The organism is Burkholderia vietnamiensis LMG 10929 (genome assembly GCF_000959445.1).
In the GTDB taxonomy this organism is placed as follows: Bacteria; Pseudomonadota; Gammaproteobacteria; order Burkholderiales; family Burkholderiaceae; genus Burkholderia; species Burkholderia vietnamiensis.
In genome coordinates, this window is sequence record NZ_CP009630.1 from 1,459,441 (window position 1) to 1,475,509 (window position 16,069).

The following is a 16,069-nucleotide window of genomic DNA, read 5'->3' on the forward strand; positions in this document are numbered from 1 at the left end:
CGATGGCGCGGGGCGGCTTGCGGGCCGCCCTGCTCACCGCTCACCGCTCACCGCTCACCGCTCACCGCTCACCGCTCACCGCTCACCGCTCACCGCTCACCGCGATGGAGATTACGCTTCGATCGCGAGCAACGCGAACGTCGCGAGCCAATGTTCGCCCATGTAGTCACCGGCCACGTGCGCGAGCGCGCTCGACAGATGGCGCTCGGCCGCATCCAGCAGTTTCGCGCGCCGCCCGTCGTGTTCGGGCAGCGCGCGCGCCAGTGAACGCTGGCACCACGCGCGGCTCAGGTTCAAGCCGTCCAGATGCGCGATCTTGCCGTCGCTGCGGTCGCTGACCGTCGCCGGCGTGAACAGCGTCGCCGGTTCGCCGCGCGCGAGATCCGGCAGGAAGCGTGCAAACCAGCCGTCGAAGTCGGCGGCCGGCAGCACGCGCCGCATCAGCTCCGCCTCCATCAGCGCGGGCGACAGGAACTCGTCGCCCGAGGGCTCCCACGCCTGGCACGCGACGTCGTTCAGATGCCAGCGCTTCGCGGTATCGGCGATCAGCGCGGCGAGCCCGTCGCGCCGCGTGGCGCGCGCGAAATCATGCGCGAGCGCGAGCGCGAACGCGGTGTTGAAGTGCGTGCCGACGCGCAGCGGATAGGTCGCTTTCGGCAGGAACGTCTCGAAGCGCGACACGAACAAGTCGGCGAGCGGCGCCATCGTCTTCGCCCAGCGCGCCGCCTGCGGCACCGCGCCGCTCAGCGCGAGCCGCTCCAGTTGTCCGGACAGCGCGAGCAGCCACGCCCAACCATAGGGCCGCTCGAAACCTCTGTTGTGCGGCAGCGCGAGATACGCGCGTTCGCCGGCGACGTTCGCGTCGGTGAAATGCGCATCGACGACGGCGACGATCTGCGCGGCCTGCGGCAGCGCCGGATAGCGCTCGAGCACGCGCAGCACGAGCCAGTAGCCGTGCACGCAGGAATGCCAGTCGTAGCTGCCGTAGAAGATCGGGTGCAGCGCACGCGGCCCCTGCACGTCGTGCGGGCCGGCGAGCTCGTGCGTGAGCTTGTTCGGATATTCGCGGGTCAGGTGCGCGAGCGCGAGCGACGCGAATTTCGCGGCCAGCTCGGCAGTCAGTCGGTCGGTCATGGGGTCTCGTCAGTAGCGGAATACGAACGCGTACATCAGCAGCGTATTGACGGCCAGCAGCAGCACGGCGGTCGGCCACTGCGCCTTGATCACGCCGTTCTTGTCCTTCAGTTCCAGCAGCGCGGCCGGCACGATGTTGAAGTTCGCGGCCATCGGCGTCATCAGCGTACCGCAGAAGCCGCTCAGCATCCCGATCGCCCCCAGGATCGCCGGATTGCCGTGAAACTGATGGACGATCAGCGGCAGGCCGATGCCGGCCGTCATCACCGGGAACGCCGCGAACCCGTTGCCCATGATCATCGTGAACAGCGCCATCCCGACCGTGTATGCGGCGACGACCGCGAACGGCGAATCGACCGGCACCCAGTCGCGCACGAGCCCCGACACCACGCCGCCGACGCCCGCGAGCGCGAACAGCGCGCCGAGCGCCGCGAGCATCTGCGGCAGGATCGCGGCCCAGCCGACGGCGTCCATCGTGTGACGCGCCTCTTTCAGCGCATGAACGGGCGAATCGCGCAGCATCGCGAGCGCGACGGCGAACGCGACGAGCGTGCCGAGCACGAGCGAAATCAGCGTCACGCTCTTCGGTTCGACGAACGGCACGAGCTTGAGCACGAACGTGCCGATCAGCGTGACGACGGGAATCAGCAGCGCGGGCAGGAACAGCCTGTTGCCGAAGCGCAGCGCGTTCGCCGCGCGCCGCGCGGCCGCCGCCTCGCCGGCTTCGTCTGACTTGCCGCGGCCGAGCTTGCCCGAGCCGGCGATCAGCGCCAGCGCGATCGCGAGACAGCCCGTCACGAAGTGCGGCAGCAGCGCACCGAACAGAAACGTCAGCGCATAGATGGCCCAGAACGCGAAATTGACGACGCGGCGCGGGTTCGTGCGGTCCATCAGGTTGAAGCACGCGAACGCGGCGAACATCGCGCCGGCCACCGAGTACAGCGGTTCGAGACCGATCATCGCGCGCCCTCCCGCGCGAACGCGCCGAAGCCGCGCGACAGCCGCCGGTCGAGCAGCGCGAGCCGCGCGCAATGGATCAGCAGCGCGGCGAGCGCGGTCGGAATCGCCCACACCGACAGCTGCAGCGGCTCGATCGAGATGCCGTTCTGTTCGAGAAAGCCCTTGATCAGCAGGATCGACTGGATCGCGATGAAGATGTCCTCGCCGAAGAACACGGCGACGTTGTCGGCCGCCGAGGCGTGCGCGCGGATCTGCTGGCGCACCGACTCCGGCAGCTCGCCGTGGCGGCCGACCGCCGCGGCCTCGGCCATCGGCGCGATCAGCGGCCGCACCATCTGCGCGTGGCCGCCGAGCGACGTGAGGCCGAGCGCGGCGCTCACCTGGCGCAGCACGAAGTACAGCATCAGCACGCGCCCGGTCGTCGCCGCGTGCACGCGCGAGATCATCCGCTTCGCCTGCTCCTTCAGTCCGTTGCGCTCGAGCAGCGCGATCACCGGCAGCGTCAGCCAGATGAGGCCCATGTAGCGGTTCTCGGCGAACGCCTTGCCGAACGCGCTCACGATGCCGACGATGTCCATCCCGCCCGCCAGCCCCGTCGCGAGCCCGGCGATCGTCACGACCAGCAGCGCGTTGAAGCGCAGCGCGAAACCGATCACGACGATCGGCACCCCAATCAGCACCAGCATTGCCGCTCCTTCCGTTGGATGCGCGGCGCCGTCCCGGCACGCCGCAGGCCCGGTTTCGACCGGGTTCAGGCGGCAAAATCTAACACGAGAATTTATCGATAAAAAGTCGATGATTTGCGGCTTCGGGTAAACGTTGAAGCGTGCCGGCACGCGGCGGCGGCGCGCCGTCGGCAGGCTGCGGCGGCCGCATGGCGCCGGTGCGCGGCGCGTCGCGCCGGCACGGGCGCACGCCGGGCCGCGTGGCGCGGCACCGGTGCGGCGACCAGGGCATGTTCACGCTGATAACGGGCTTGCGAACGAGCCTTTGCGCCCGCCGGGCAAAAAGAGAGGGCGCGATAGCCGTAGTAGCTATTGCAACGACGAACGACGACGCCCTGCGCGCGCAAAGGCTCGTTCCCTGTTTGGAAAAGTTCGTTCGTGGGGCTGGCCCGTTATTAGCGCGAACATGCCCTAGACTGGAAAGCATCGCAACGTATGGGAGAGCCGCCATGATCGACGTATTTCAGACCATCGGCAGCCGCGCGTTCTCCGCTCATCTGGCGAAGGACGGGATGGTGACGTTGATGGAGCAGCGCCACGAGGTCGACCGCGTGACGCTCGCCACCGCGTACGCCGCGCTCGTCGAGGCATCCGAGCAGGAGGCCGATCTGCGCGACGCGACGGTCGAAGGGATGATGCGCGCGCTGATCCAGGGGTACGCGCGCAGCCATTGACCTGAGCCGCGCCGCCGAGGCGGCGCGTCGGCCGGCAACCCCGACCCGCGTGCGACATCGCGTCGTGCCTGCGCGGGCATCCGGCACGTTCCCGCATCCGGCGCGATAATGGCGCGCTGCGCGGCCCGCCTGCCGCAGCGTTCGGCGGTCTCGCGCGCAACGGTTGGCGCGCCGCGCCGGCATGCAGGCGCGAGCGCCGGCCGACCGGCCGCGTTCGCGCGGATCCGATCCCGATGAAACGCCGCCACACTCCCTCAGCCATCGCGCAATCCGGCATCGATCATGACCAGTGACTTCACCCGCCCGCCCGGCGGCTCGCATGCGGCGCTCGACACTGCGCGCGGGCCGCGCACGCCGACCGCCGACACCCCGGCGATGGTTCTGCTGGTCGACGACCAGACGATCGTCGCCGAGGCGATCCGGCGCGCACTCGTCGACGAGGAAGGGATCGACTTCCACTACTGCCCGCGCTCGGACGACGCACTGGCCGTCGCGATCGACACGCGCCCGACGGTGATCCTGCAGGATCTCGTGATGCCCGGCGCGGACGGGCTGAGCCTCGTGAGCGCGTACCGCGCGAACCCGGCGACGCGCGACGTGCCGATCATCGTGCTGTCGACCCAGGAAGACCCGGCGATCAAGAGCACCGCGTTCGCGTGCGGCGCGAACGACTACCTCGTCAAACTGCCGGACCGCATCGAGCTGGTCGCGCGGATCCGCTATCACTCGCGCTCGTACATGAACCTGCTGCAGCGCGACGAGGCCTATCGCGCGTTGCGGCAGTCGCAGCAGCAACTGCTCGAGGCCAATCTGGAACTGCGGCGCCTCACGCACTCGGACGGCCTCACCGGGCTGTCGAACCGCCGCTACCTCGACGAATATCTGGCCGCCGAATGGCGCCGCGGCGCGCGCGAGCGCAGCGAGCTGTCGCTGCTGATGATCGACGTCGACAACTTCAAGCTGTACAACGACACGTACGGGCACGTGTCGGGCGACGGCGTGCTCAGGCAGGTAGCCACGACGATCGAGCGCTGTCTCGCGCAGTCGGGCGATTTCGCCGCGCGTTTCGGCGGCGAGGAGTTCGCGGTCGTGATGCCGGCCACGACGCCGGGCGCCGCGCGGCTGCTCGGCGAGAAGATCCGCCTCGCGGTGGAGGCGTTGCGGCTGGAGCACACGCATTCGTCGACGGGACGCTACGTGACGATCAGCATCGGCGGCGCGAGCATCGTGCCCGCGCCGGGCGTGCCGGCCACCTTGCTGATCGAAGCGGCCGATCGCGCGCTGTATCGCGCGAAGCACGGCGGCAAGAATCGCGTCGACGTGGATGCGCAACCCACGCCGGCACCGCGGGCGCCGTCGGCCCCCGGCAGCGATCCGGACCGCTCGCCTACGCGGTGACGAGGCGGCGCGCGTAGTCGGCCGCTTCGAGCGGCCGGTCGAACAGGTAGCCCTGTTGCATGTCGCAACCGATCTGCTGCAGGAACCGCGACTGCGCTTGCGTCTCGACGCCTTCCGCGGTCACCTTCATGCCGAGCGAGTGCGCCATCGCGACGACGGCCTGCGTGATCGCCACCGAGTCGCGGTGATCGGGCACGCCCGACACGAACGAACGGTCGACCTTCAGGTTGTGCAGCGGGAAGCGCTTCAGGTAAGCGAGCGATGAATAGCCGGTGCCGAAGTCGTCGACGGAGATCCGCACGTTCAGGTCCGCGAGCGCTTCGAGCATCGGCAGCACGGTTTCCGTGTCGTTCATCAGCACGCCCTCGGTGATTTCGAGCTGCAGCGCGCGCGGATCGAGCTTCGTCAGCGCGAGACAGCGATAGACCGATTCGACGAGGCCCTCGTGGAACTGCCGCGGCGACAGGTTGACGGACAGCATCATGTCGGGCGCGATCGTGCGGCGCCATTCGGCGGCCTGCCGGCAGGCCGTTTCGAGCACCCATTGGCCGATCGCGACGATCAGGCCCGTGTCTTCCGCGACCGGGATGAACTCCGCCGGCGACAGCGGCCCGAGCTCCGGACTGGTCCAGCGCAACAGCGCCTCCGCGCCGACCGTGCGGCCGCTGCGCGCGTCGACGACCGGTTGATACGCGAGCCGCAGCGCATCCGACGAGATCGCGCGGCGCAGCGACTGCTCGATCGCGAAGCGGCGCTGCAGCCGCAGGTTCAGCTGCGCGGTGAAGAACGTGAAGTGGTTGCGACCGCGCTGCTTCGCGTCGTACATCGCGGAATCGGCGTTGCGCATCAGCGTGGCCGCGTCGTCGCCGTCGCGCGGCGCGACGCTGATGCCGATCGACACGCCGAGCCAGTACTCGTTGTTCGCGATCTCGAACGGCTTCGCGATCGCGTCGATCACCTCGCGCGCGAGCGCGGCCAGCGCGTCGGGATCGTCGCAGTCCTCGACGAGGATCACGAACTCGTCGCCGCCGACGCGCGTGAGCGCATGGCGGCCGCTGCCGCATACGACGAGCCGCGCCGCGACGCTGCGCAGCAGCGCGTCGCCGGCGTCGTGGCCGGCCGTATCGTTGACCTTCTTGAAGCCGTCCAGATCGATGAACAGGACCGCGACGCGCGCGGGTCCGGCAACCGGGTCGCGCTTGCCGAACAGCTCGCGCATCCGCTCGGACAGCCAGCGCCGGTTGTACAGACCGGTCAGCGCATCGCGCGTCGCCAGATAGCGCAGCTGCTGCTGCGCCTCGCGCACGGGTCCGATGTCGTGGAACGACAACAGCACCGATTCCGGCTGCGTGGCGCCCGGCTTGACGATCGGCACCGCGTTGCCGCGCACCCAGATGATGTCGCCGTCCGCGAGCCCGAAGCCCGCCGCATAGTCGAGCTGCGAGGCGCCCGTGACGAGCGCGCGTCGGCTCGGCCAGTCGTCCGGCGCGATCGACGTGCCGTCCTCGTGCACCTTGTAGAGAATCACCGTCGACAGCCGGCGCCCGACCAGATCGCCCTTCACGCGCATCATCCGGTGCGCGCTCGGATTGCACGCGGTCACCACGCCGTCGCGCGACACGACCAGGATGCCTTCGTTCAAGCTGTTGACCACCAGCCGATGATGTTCCTCGCTGCGCACCAGTTGCCGAGCGATCGAATCCTGGTGCACCGCGAGGCCGACGCTATTGCCGATATCGCGCAGCAGGTCGGTTTCGGTGTCGGTCGGACACCGCGGCTCGTGATGGTAGACGGCGAACGCGCCGAGCACGGTGCCCGCGTCGTCGAGAAACGGCACCGACCAGCACGCGCGCAGGCCGAACGACAGCGCGAGCGCACGATAGTCGGCCCAGAGCGGATCGGTTTCGATGTCCTCGACGGCGACCATCCGGCGTTCGTGCATCGCCGTGCCGCACGAACCGACGGCCGGCCCGATCGGCAGGCCTTCGATCGCGGCGCTGTACTGTTCAGGCAGCGACGGCGCCGCGCCGACGTGCATGTGGATGCGATCCGCATCGAGCAGCAGGATCGAGCAGGCCGCCCCGTCGCCGAGCAACGCCTCGGCACGCCGGCATACCTCGAGGAGCAACTCGGGCAGCGGCGTGTTGCGCGTGATCAGCCGCAGCACACTCTGCTCGGACGCGAGTACTTCCGCTGCGAGCCCGGCGCTGTAGCGAGAACTTTGCGGTTCGGTATTCAATATGAATGCTGCCGTCAGTTCGACCGGGCTATTGCGCCCGATTCGTTGGTTTTATGTGCACTCTTTATCGCCCCGCGTCGACAGGCCCCGCGGTGCGTCCCCTTTCGTGCCCGCCCCGAGCGCGCACGCCCTTACATTTAACACCAATCCATACAAAACAGTACTCTCGCTCGCATCGGGGCTTACGCTCAGTCAATCCACGCGGCCCCAACGGCGCCCCGATTTATCCGACGATTCACGCGCGCGCACGCCCATGGCGCCTGCCTGTGGAACCGTTTCCCGACGCTGCGCCGTCGCGCGCGGGCATGCGCCGCGCCGGCCGCCCGGCACCGCGTCACGGCGGATCGCCGACGAAGCGCAACTGCGCCGACTCCCCCATCAGCAACGCGCGATTGAGCTCGGCGGCCGCGCGCAGGTAATCCCACAAGGCGGTTACGCGCCGCAGCTTGCGCAGATCTTCGCGACAGGTCAGCCAGAAACAGCGCGTGACCACCACGTCGTGCGGCAACACCGGCACCAGCGCCGGCTGCGTGGCGGCCATGAAGCACGGCAGGATCGCGAGCGCGCCGCCCTGCAGCGCCGCGAACACCTGTGCGATCACGCTCGTGGTGCGCAGCCCGGCCGTCGCGCCCGGCACCGCGCGCTCCAGGTACAGCAATTCGCTGCTGAACGCGAGATCGTCGACGTAGCTGATGAACGCATGCTGCGCGAGGTCGTCGGTGCTCGCGATCGGCGGATGGTTCGCGAGATAGTCGCGCGTCGCATAGAGCCGCAGCTGATAGTCACATAGCTTCGTGACGACGTAAGGGCCGCGCTCCGGCCGCTCGAGTGTGATCGCCAGATCGGCTTCGCGCTTGGGCAGATTGACGAAGTGCGGGACGGGCAGCAGATCGACCGTCACGTGCGGATGCGCGACGCGGAACTGCGCAAGCTGCGGCGCGAGGAAAAAGCAGCCGAAGCCTTCGGTCGAGCCGATCCGCACATGGCCCGACAGCGCGTGGCCGGTATTGGCGAGCTGATCGCAGGCGGATTGCACAGTCGTCTCCATCGCGTCCGCATACGCGACGAGCCGCTGCCCCTCGGCCGTCAGCGTGAAGCCGCCCGAGCGCGACTTGTCGAACAGCAGCGTGCCCATCGCGGTTTCGAGCGCGCGAATGCGGCGCGCCACGGTCGTGTAGTCGACGCCCAGCCGCTTGGCCGCCCCGCTCGCGCGCTGCGTGCGCGCGACTTCGAGGAAAAAGCGCAGGTCGTCCCAGTTCAGGCTGCCGGAAGCCGGCTCGGTGGATGGTCGCATCGGTGCGAAAGGCAGGGAAAGGCGGGTGTCTCCGGGCCGGCCGTCGATATGCAGAAATGCATAACCAACCGGATTTCTTGTCGGTACATCATGGATCTGCGCATAACTATACTCGACCGTGACCTGCGGACCATGAGCCGCGGGCAACAAAATCAGGAGACACCATGCAGACCCGATCCACCCTCGATGAGCACGCGGCCGTCGCGGCGCCGGCGCCCGCCCGCACCGCGAAGCACTATCTGCTGGCCGGTTGGGCCAGCATGGCCGGCACCACGATCGAGTGGTACGACTTCTTCCTGTACGGCACCGCCGCCGCGCTCGTGTTCAACCGCATCTTCTTCCCGTCGCTCGATCCGGTCGTCGGCACGCTCGCCGCATTCGGCACGTTCGCGGTCGGCTTCATCGGCCGGCCGATGGGCGGCATCGTGTTCGGCCACTTCGGCGATCGCATCGGCCGCAAGTCGATGCTGATGATCACGCTGCTGCTGATGGGCGTGCCGAGCATGATCATCGGGCTGATCCCGTCGTACGAGCACATCGGCTACTGGGCCGCCGCGCTGCTGATCGCCATGCGCTTCCTGCAAGGGATGGCCGTCGGCGGCGAATGGGGTGGCGCGGTGCTGATGGCCGTCGAGCACGCACCGAAGGGCCGCAAGGGGCTGTTCGGCAGCCTGCCGCAGACCGGCGTCGGGCTCGGACTGATCCTGTCGTCTGTCGCGATGGCCGCGGTAGCCGCGCTGCCCGAAGCCGACATGCTGTCGTGGGGCTGGCGCGTGCCGTTCCTCGCGAGCATCGCGCTGGTCGGCCTCGGCTGGTTCATCCGTGCGAAGGTGCCGGAGTCGCCCGACTTCGAGAACGTGCGGCGTCAGGGCAAGGCCGAGAAGTCGCCGGTGACGGCCGCGCTGCGCCGCCATCCGCGCGAGGTGCTGACGATCGTCGGCGCGCGTGCGGCCGAAAACACGTGGTTCTACATGGTCGTCACGTTCTCGCTCGCCTATGCGACGCAGCAGCTGCACCTGCCGAAGGCCGAGATGCTGCACGCGATCACGGCAGGCGCCGCGCTGTCGCTCGTCACGATGCCGTTGTGCGGCCATCTCGGCGACCGCATCGGCCAGCGCCGGATGTTCGCGCTCGGCCTCGTGCTGATGTGCGCGTTCGCCGCGCCGTTCTTCATGCTGCTCGGCACGCAGCAGACCTCGTATGCGTGGTGGGCGATCGTGCTCGGCCTCGGCGTCGTGTTCCCGATTCTGTATGCGCCCGAGTCGCTGCTGTTCGCGCAGCAGTTTCCCGCGGAAATCCGCTACAGCGGCATTTCGCTGTCGGTGCAGCTGGCCGGCGTGATCGGCGGCGGCTTCGCGCCGATGATCGCGACGTCGCTGCTCAAGGCCGGCGGCGGCCAGCCGCACTACGTGATCGCGTATCTCGTCGGCTTCGGCGCGTTCGCGCTGCTGTGCACCGCGCTCATGCGTCCGGCCCGGGCGTAAGCCGCGCCGCCCAACGCTGCACCGCAATCCCTTTTTCCGTTCGACCTCACGTTCGCCGCCGCTGCATGCGCGGCGGACGCGGGGCGACCATTTTTCCCGCACCCACACCGTTTCTCCGGAGAGTGACATGAACGCAGCAGTTCCCCAGACCACCCTCGCGCTGCCCACCGCCAAGCTGCTGATCGACGGCGCCTTCGTCGAATCGCGCAGCGCCGAATGGGGCGACATCGTGAACCCTGCCACGCAGCAAACGATCGGCCGCGTGCCGTACGCGACGCCCCACGAGGTCGATGCCGCGATCGCCGCCGCGCAGCGCGCGTTTCAGACGTGGAAGACGACGTCGATCGGCACGCGCCTGCGCATCATGCTGAAGTTCCAGGAGCTCGTGCGCCGCAATCTCGAGCGGATCGCGCACACGCTGACCGCCGAGCAGGGCAAGACGCTGCCCGACGCGCAAGGCGACATCTTCCGAGGGCTCGAAGTGGTCGAGCATGCCTGCTCGATCGGCACGCTGCAGCTCGGCGAATTCGCCGAGAACGTCGCGGGCGGCGTCGACACCTACACGCTGCGCCAGCCGATCGGCGTCTGCGCCGGCATCACGCCGTTCAACTTCCCGGCGATGATCCCGCTGTGGATGTTCCCGATGGCGATCGTGTGCGGCAACACGTTCGTGCTGAAGCCGTCCGAACAGGACCCGCTGTCGACGATGGAACTGGTCGAGCTGGCGATCGAGGCCGGCGTGCCGAAGGGCGTGCTCAACGTCGTGCACGGCGGCAAGGACGTGGTCGACCGGCTCTGCACGCATCCCGACATCAAGGCGATCTCGTTCGTCGGCTCGACGCGCGTCGGCACGCACGTGTACAACCTCGGCAGCCAGCACGGCAAACGTGTGCAGTCGATGATGGGCGCGAAGAATCACGCGGTCGTGCTGCCCGATGCGCATCGCGAGCAAACGATAAACGCGCTGGTCGGCGCAGGCTTCGGCGCGGCCGGCCAGCGCTGCATGGCGACGTCGGTGGTCGTGCTGGTCGGCAGCGCGCGCGACTGGCTGCCCGAGCTGGTGGAAAAGGCGAAGACGCTGAAGGTCAACGCGGGCTCGGAGGCAGGCACCGACGTCGGACCGGTGGTGTCGCGCAGCGCGAAGGCGCGCATCCTGTCGCTGATCGACGCGGGCGTCAAGGAAGGCGCGAAGCTCGAGCTCGACGGCCGCGACGTGACGGTGCGCGGCTACGAGCAGGGCAACTTCGTCGGCCCGACGTTGTTCTCGGGCGTAACGACCGACATGACGATCTACCGCGAAGAAATCTTCGGCCCGGTGGTGGTCGTGATGGAAGTCGACACGCTCGACGAAGCCATCGCGCTCGTCAACGCGAACCCGATGGGCAACGGCGTGGGCCTCTTCACGCAAAGCGGCGCGGCCGCGCGCAAGTTCCAGAGCGAGATCGACGTCGGCCAGGTCGGCATCAACATCCCGATCCCGGTGCCGGTGCCCTACTTCAGCTTCACCGGCTCGCGCGGCTCGAAGCTCGGCGATCTCGGCCCGTACGGCAAGCAGGTCGTGCAGTTCTACACGCAGACCAAGACGGTCACCGCGCGCTGGTTCGACGACGACGCGACGGCCGGCGGCGTGAACACCACGATCGCATTGCGCTGAACGGGAGCATGACCATGGATATCGCATTCATCGGGCTCGGCAACATGGGCGGCCCCATGGCCGCCAACCTGCTCGCCGCCGGCCATGCGCTGACGGTGTTCGACCTGGACGCGCACGCGCTCGACGCGGCAGTGCGCGCCGGCGCGACGGTGGCCGGGTCGCCGCGCGACGCGGCCGCGCGCGCGTCGCTGGTCGTCACGATGCTGCCGGCCGCGCAGCATGTGCGCGCCGTCTATCTCGGCGATGACGGCGTGCTGGCCGGCGCTCGCGCCGGCGCGACCTTCGTCGACTGCAGCACGATCGACCCGGACACCGTGCGCGCCATCGCCGACGCGGCCGCGCAGCGCAACTTCGCGTTCGCCGATGCGCCAGTATCGGGCGGCACGGGCGGCGCGCAGGCCGGCACGCTGACCTTCATGGTCGGCGCGGAGGCGGCGCTGTTCGCGCGTATTCGCCCGTTGCTGCTCGACATGGGCAAGAACGTCGTGCATTGCGGCGGCACGGGCACCGGCCAGATCGCGAAGATCTGCAACAACCTGCTGCTCGGAATCTCGATGATGGGCGTGTCGGAAGCGATGGCGCTCGGCGCGGCGCTCGGCATCGATCCGGTCGTGCTGGCCGGCATCATCAACACGTCGACCGGCCGCTGCTGGAGTTCGGAAACCTGCAACCCCTACCCCGGCGTGAACGATGCGGCGCCCGCCGCGCGCGGCTATGCGGGCGGCTTTGCCGCGAACCTGATGCTCAAGGACCTCGGCCTCGCGACCGAAGCCGCGCGCCATGCGCGCCAGCCGGTGTGGATGGGCGCGCTCGCGCAGCAGCTGTATCAGTCGATGAGCCAGCACGGGCTCGGCGCGCTCGATTTCTCCGCTTGCGTGAAGCTGTACGACGCGCAGCCGGCGTGACGCGCCAGATGCGCGCGGCACGGCCCGCGCCGCCGGTAGACGGCGGCGCGGGCCGGTAGCGCGGATTGCACGGCGGATCGCCGCAGTCGTGCGGGTGACGCGATGCTCAGCTGCGCGGGTTCGACGCCGTCTCGAAGGTCGGATGGCACTCGAAGGCCAGCTCCGAGCGCGCGTCGACGCGGCGGCCGCCGGTCAGCGACTCCTGCTTCAGGCTCGCGCGCATACCGCGCTGCGTGCAGTAGCTGGTCGCTTCGCTGACGGCTTTTTCATGGGCGTCGGCCCACGTCGTCGACACGCCGAGCGTGCGCGTCGTCACGGTGAAGACGTTCGGGTTCGACGTCGTGGTCACGTCGGAGGCGGTCGAGCACGCGGCGAGCAAGCATGCAGCCGCCGCGATGGTCAACCATCGCAGGGATGGAAAAAGTACTGGGATGGACATGAGGGCAAGCGCGCGTCGATTCGACGGCATCGGACAACATGGGCGACAGTATGCCTGCATGATCGCCGAAGATCATGCCCTTTTCAGTGAACAGATTGTTTCGGCTGGTTAAACGATCGCTGGGCGCTCGGCGGGTGGCGCCGCCCGGGACGCGCTGTGTCGTTGCCGTGGCGCGTGGTGTTTGTGCGAGTCGACGGTTGCTTGCGGAGTCGTCGGCGCGCGGCGCATGGCGACCTGAAACTGTGCGCGCTGCTCGATGCACTGCCGATCGCTCGGCAGGACATGCATAGGTTCATGCATGGAGCACGATGCTCCGATGCGCGGGTATTCGGTCGGAGGTGCAGCGCCCCGAGCGTGTTCAGCATGTCGAGCGCCGCTGAGGTCGCCCGCATGTCGCGTGTGCGTCGGCGGATGCGCATCGAACTCCCGTGTCCAGCGGACCGCTCATCATCAATGGTTTGCTCCAATCAGATCGATGCGTACGCAACCAACAAGAAGTAGCCATCGACTACGTCCACGCGCATTGCTCTCATGAATCGCGTTGCGTTTTAAACGCTTTTCCTGCATGTGCGGATTCGGCCGCGATGAGAGCGTCATCTCGTAGGGCGCCGAATCGCTCTTTTTACAAACGTGTGCCGCGAATCGCGCGCTCGCGCATCACGCGCATCACGCGCATCGCGCGTCGTGCGCAACGCTCCCACCGTCGGCGCGATCGCGCGCATCTCGCCGTGCGGGCACGCGCGTTGCGGCATCCATGCGCCGCCGCTCTGGCGGACAGCAATCATTCTTCAATCCAGGCGCTGCGTCCCGCGCGATGCTCCGCGCGGCGACACCGCATCGCCAGCAGGTAACTCCTGAACGAGAGGACGACATGAAATCCATTCGAACGATAGTGGCGCTGTGCTCGGTCATCACCATGCTCACGGCATGCGGTGGAGACGGCAACGACGTCGGCACCGTGCTCGGCATCTCGAAGCCGCAGGCACGCTTCATCAACGCGGTGCCGGCCGGCCCGAACCTCGACTACTACCTGAACGCGAAAGTCGATGCGTCCGGCGTCGCGTACAAGGGCGTGACCCGTTATCACGACATCGACTCGGGCACGCAGAACGCCAGTTACGACATTTCGGGCACCAACGCCACCGTCGCGTCGCAATCGTTCAGCGCGGCCAACGGCCACCACTACACGACCGTCGCGCTGCCCAGCACGTCGTCGCCGATCTCGGTGATCGACGATCCGTATGACAAGGGCCTGCTGTCGGACAAGGCGCGCGTACGCGCCTTCAATGCGTCGCCGAACGCGCAGAACGTGGACGTCTACGTCGTGCCGCCGGGGACGGACATCAACACGCAGAGCCCGACGCTCTCCGGCGCGGCGTACCAGAACGCGGCGCCTGCCACGGGCCAGGACTCGATCTATCTGAACGGCGGCAGCTATCAGGTGATCGTCACGACTGCCGGCAGCAAATCGCCGATCCTGACGACTCCGCCGGTGACGATCAACAACAACGCCGACTGGCTGCTCGTGACGATCCCGTCGGGCGGTATCGGTGACGTGACGCCGAACGACATCCACGTGCTCGTCGCCCAGGGCAACGATGCGGATACGTCGGCGCAGGAGCTCGGCCCGCAGTAAATGATGGCGGCGGATCGCCGTTCGGCGGTCCGCCGCGTGACGGGCGCGCCGTCAGTTGCCGGTGCGCTCGAAACGAATCACATGCTCGACGCGTGCGCCGGCGCCATGCTCGGTCACGACGTCGCCGACGTACGTGACCTGCCAGCCGGGCCGCGCGGCGATCAGCGGCATGTTGCCGCCCGGACGGCTTTCGAAGCCGCCGAGGCCGTCGGCCGGCGTGTTCACCGCGTTGTCGAGCGACGCGTTCGAATAGATCACGTTGTCGTGCCATTCATCGGCGCCGGTGCGCGCCTCCATGCCCTTGCCGTCGACGTCGACCGTGTTGTCGGTGGCCGCCATGTTCGCGTTGTCGATCGTCACGATCCGGCTGGCTGCGCGGCGCACCGGGTCGCCGCTGTCGACCGCATGCGCGTCGACGTCGATGTCCGGCAGGCCGGTCGGCGTTTTGCCCGCGACCGATTCGGGCGTTTGCGGCCGTTTGGCCACTTCGGCAGCCTGGGTCGCCGCATCCGGCATGTCGCCACCGGCCGCGGGCGTCTTCACCGGGCTCTGCTTGATCTGTTCCCGCTGCTGTTGCGGGGTTGGGTTCGATTCCGCGTTCTGCATCGCACCTCCTTGTTCGGGACCTTGCAGCGCGGTCCGGACGGGCCGCCGCCGTCGTCAGCCGGCGGCTGCGATCGGCCGCGTGACGAGCGCCATCGGCGCCGGGAATCGCTACAACGGTCCTTGCAAATCTTTCACACACGCGTAGCGCGGCCGCGCGCCCGAGAGCGCGCGTGCCGCCTGGCTCCGCCATTGCGGCGGCGCAGCGCGGGCGGTGCTGCACGTGCCGCCCGGCGCCGCCCCGCGAGGCGCGATCAGCCGCCGCTCGCGCCCGTCGTCCCCGACGCCGCGCCCGGCATGCTGGCCGCGCCGCCGGTGGTGCCGGCCGTGCCGCTGTCGGCGCCCGCCGCGCCGCTGCTCGGCGTGCCCGACGGTGCGGTCGATGGCGCGGGCGACATGCCGCCCACGGCGCTCGCGTCCGACGTGGCGCCGGCGCCCGTGTCGGTTTCGCTCTTCTTCTGACAGCCTGCCCCCGCCGCCAGGCCGGCGATCAGGATGCCGGCGAAGACGGCCCGCGATACGTGACGAATGGAATATCGCTGCATGACACCTCCGCTTGATGTCGATGAATGGATGGAACCGACCCGTTCGCAATTCGCGTGCCGTCACCGCTGCGCCTCATTCGTTTTTTGAATGGCGGCCTGCCGAATATTTAATTTCCCATCGCGGCGACGGCCGCCCATACTCGCGGACGAATGGGACATATGACGTCCACGGCGGTCCGCCCGCGCTGCACGCACGGCGCACGCCGCGGCCATGGAAGGAGACAACGCGTGCGACCGCAAACCCGCGTCGAAGCGATCGAACGCCGCGCCAGGCTTGCGGCGACGCGCGAGCATGCGCATGCGGTTTGCGGCGGCTCACGCATGCGGAGAAAACCCGACGCCGGCAGCGAGCCGGCCGCCGAATGGCCGAACGCAGATG

At 68.5% G+C, this 16,069-nt stretch carries 14 protein-coding genes; 6 read left to right on the forward strand and 8 right to left on the reverse strand.

The window, feature by feature from the left end; all coding sequences use genetic code 11:
• Window positions 1-111 precede the first annotated feature (111 nt).
• Genes AK36_RS06500 through AK36_RS06510 form a run of 3 tightly spaced genes read right to left on the reverse strand, consistent with a single transcriptional unit; the run spans window position 112 to window position 2,780 of the window.
• Window positions 112-1,134 carry a DUF2891 domain-containing protein gene (locus tag AK36_RS06500; protein WP_045578131.1) on the reverse strand — a complete coding sequence of 341 codons (1,023 nt, stop codon included), beginning with the start codon at window positions 1,132-1,134 and terminating at the stop codon, window positions 112-114.
• Window positions 1,135-1,143: 9 nt separating this feature from the next.
• Window positions 1,144-2,094 carry a DUF979 domain-containing protein gene (locus AK36_RS06505; RefSeq protein ID WP_011881920.1) on the reverse strand — a complete coding sequence of 317 codons (951 nt, stop codon included), beginning with the start codon at window positions 2,092-2,094 and terminating at the stop codon, window positions 1,144-1,146.
• Window positions 2,091-2,780, reverse strand: coding sequence for a DUF969 domain-containing protein (locus AK36_RS06510; RefSeq protein WP_011881919.1), 690 nt, complete (start codon window positions 2,778-2,780; stop codon window positions 2,091-2,093). Before AK36_RS06510 ends, AK36_RS06505 begins: the two co-directional genes overlap by 4 nt.
• Window positions 2,781-3,268: 488 nt before the next feature.
• Here AK36_RS06510 and AK36_RS06515 point away from each other — a divergent pair, with 488 nt between their 5' ends.
• Window positions 3,269-3,493: a hypothetical protein gene (locus AK36_RS06515; RefSeq protein WP_006399758.1), complete on the forward strand. Its 225-nt coding sequence runs from the start codon at window positions 3,269-3,271 to the stop codon at window positions 3,491-3,493.
• A gap of 282 nt (window positions 3,494-3,775) precedes the next feature.
• Window positions 3,776-4,891, forward strand: coding sequence for a diguanylate cyclase domain-containing protein (locus AK36_RS06520; RefSeq protein ID WP_045578132.1), 1,116 nt, complete (start codon window positions 3,776-3,778; stop codon window positions 4,889-4,891).
• Here the strand turns inward: AK36_RS06520 and AK36_RS06525 are convergent.
• Window positions 4,881-7,130 (reverse strand): putative bifunctional diguanylate cyclase/phosphodiesterase, encoded by a 2,250-nt coding sequence (locus tag AK36_RS06525; protein ID WP_011881917.1) that lies wholly within the window; start codon window positions 7,128-7,130, stop codon window positions 4,881-4,883. The genes AK36_RS06520 and AK36_RS06525 overlap by 11 nt on opposite strands.
• A gap of 334 nt (window positions 7,131-7,464) precedes the next feature.
• Complete coding sequence (locus tag AK36_RS06530; RefSeq protein WP_034193805.1) at window positions 7,465-8,424, reverse strand: LysR family transcriptional regulator; 960 nt, start codon at window positions 8,422-8,424, stop codon at window positions 7,465-7,467.
• 164 nt (window positions 8,425-8,588) lie between these two features.
• Here AK36_RS06530 and AK36_RS06535 point away from each other — a divergent pair, with 164 nt between their 5' ends.
• From AK36_RS06535 to mmsB, 3 genes are all read left to right on the forward strand, one after another.
• The gene (locus AK36_RS06535) at window positions 8,589-9,908 is read left to right on the forward strand and encodes an MFS transporter (RefSeq protein ID WP_045578133.1); all 1,320 of its coding nucleotides are present in this window, start codon (window positions 8,589-8,591) and stop codon (window positions 9,906-9,908) included.
• Window positions 9,909-10,035: 127 nt separating this feature from the next.
• Window positions 10,036-11,562, forward strand: a complete 1,527-nt coding sequence (locus AK36_RS06540; RefSeq protein WP_011881914.1) for a CoA-acylating methylmalonate-semialdehyde dehydrogenase — start codon at window positions 10,036-10,038, stop codon at window positions 11,560-11,562.
• Window positions 11,563-11,576: 14 nt separating this feature from the next.
• Window positions 11,577-12,467: a 3-hydroxyisobutyrate dehydrogenase gene (mmsB, locus tag AK36_RS06545; RefSeq protein ID WP_011881913.1), complete on the forward strand. Its 891-nt coding sequence runs from the start codon at window positions 11,577-11,579 to the stop codon at window positions 12,465-12,467.
• A 106-nt stretch (window positions 12,468-12,573) separates the two neighbouring features.
• On the opposite strand, the gene AK36_RS06550 is transcribed toward mmsB, so the two are convergent.
• A complete protein-coding gene (locus AK36_RS06550) occupies window positions 12,574-12,906 on the reverse strand; it encodes a hypothetical protein (RefSeq protein ID WP_034193802.1) in 333 nt (110 codons plus the stop codon).
• 871 nt (window positions 12,907-13,777) lie between these two features.
• Here AK36_RS06550 and AK36_RS06555 point away from each other — a divergent pair.
• Window positions 13,778-14,542 carry a DUF4397 domain-containing protein gene (locus AK36_RS06555; RefSeq protein ID WP_011881909.1) on the forward strand — a complete coding sequence of 255 codons (765 nt, stop codon included), beginning with the start codon at window positions 13,778-13,780 and terminating at the stop codon, window positions 14,540-14,542.
• 51 nt (window positions 14,543-14,593) lie between these two features.
• On the opposite strand, the gene AK36_RS06560 is transcribed toward AK36_RS06555, so the two are convergent.
• Window positions 14,594-15,148, reverse strand: coding sequence for a DUF3005 domain-containing protein (locus AK36_RS06560; RefSeq protein ID WP_045578134.1), 555 nt, complete (start codon window positions 15,146-15,148; stop codon window positions 14,594-14,596).
• A 251-nt stretch (window positions 15,149-15,399) separates the two neighbouring features.
• Complete coding sequence (locus AK36_RS33675; RefSeq protein WP_050781904.1) at window positions 15,400-15,690, reverse strand: hypothetical protein; 291 nt, start codon at window positions 15,688-15,690, stop codon at window positions 15,400-15,402.
• Window positions 15,691-16,069: the final 379 nt, after the last annotated feature.